Source organism: Aliikangiella maris (assembly GCF_040719265.1).
GTDB classification, from domain to species: domain Bacteria; phylum Pseudomonadota; class Gammaproteobacteria; order Enterobacterales; family Kangiellaceae; genus Aliikangiella; species Aliikangiella maris.
The window spans coordinates 1-1,099 of sequence record NZ_JBFDAH010000111.1 but is presented as its reverse complement, the minus strand read 5'-3'; the positions used below and the strand labels follow the sequence as shown (position 1 = coordinate 1,099).

Annotated in this window: 1 protein-coding gene; it reads left to right on the top strand. The window is 46.0% G+C overall.

Annotated elements, in window-relative coordinates:
* Window positions 1–708: tyrosine-type recombinase/integrase (locus ABVT42_RS22375; protein ID WP_353898204.1), on the top strand; the 708-nt coding region annotated here is incomplete at its 5' end.
* Between the last annotated feature and the right edge of the window lie 391 nt (window positions 709–1,099).

Genomic DNA, 1,099 nt, shown 5'->3' with positions numbered 1-1,099 from the left:
GCCTTCTTTAAATATTTAAGCAAACACAATTACACGCTGTATAATCCTGCGGCTGATATCGAGCTGCCCAAGTTAGAAAAACGATTACCGAAACACGTCCTCACCATCGAAGAAGTCAACACCATCTTAAGCATCCCCGATTTAAATACCAGCACAGGAATTAGAGATAGAGCTATCCTTGAAGTGTTTTACTCCACCGGCATTAGACGCTCAGAACTCATCAACTTAAGACTGTACGACCTGGATAGAGAGCGGGGCACCTTAATGGTCAGACTCGGTAAAGGCAACAAAGATAGAATGGTGCCGATTGGTCAGCGAGCGATAAACTGGTGTGATAAATATTTAATGGAAGTGCGGCCACAACTTTACACCGGAGCCGATGAGGAAACCCTGTTCCTGACCCACTTAGGCGAATCTTTTACGCCCGCGAGAATGAGCCAGGTGGTCAGAAACCTCATCAAAAAAGCCGACATCAACAAAACGGGCAGCTGCCACTTGTTCCGGCATACGATGGCCACGCAAATGCTGGAAAATGGTGCAGATATCCGTTACATCCAGGAGATGCTCGGCCACGCCAAGGTGGATACCACGCAGATTTATACCCAAGTCTCAATCAGGCGACTCAAAGAAATCCACGATGCGACCCATCCGGCAAAGCAACAACAGAATGAGCCTGATGATGCGGATAATGTGCTTGAGAAAGGTTAAAAGCTTTTTAAATTTAGTGTGAACTTGCATGAGCAGCTCCAGATTATTGTTAAAGTCCACACTTATAATAAGGAACATTTAGGATAAAAAACCAAGTAAAAGTTTAAAAAAGTTCAGTTTTTTAATTCCAGAGTAAAAAGTATCGCTTGCGCTGACAGGCGGGGAGTGTTGGTAGTGAGTTATTTTATCCTGATAAGTAGTCACGTGTTGATAGGGGAGACAGGCCACTAATGCTGGTGATTGTCGCCAAAACTTTTTAGTCACAGTCCTTGCAAAAGGAACTGCAAGGCCAGCGCCTAAAAACTGTTGGACTCAATCACGCTCCACCTCTCCCGCTCCTCCCCCACCCGCCAATTCCGCCTGCCCACAGTTGAGGGTAGGGGCGTGTGTT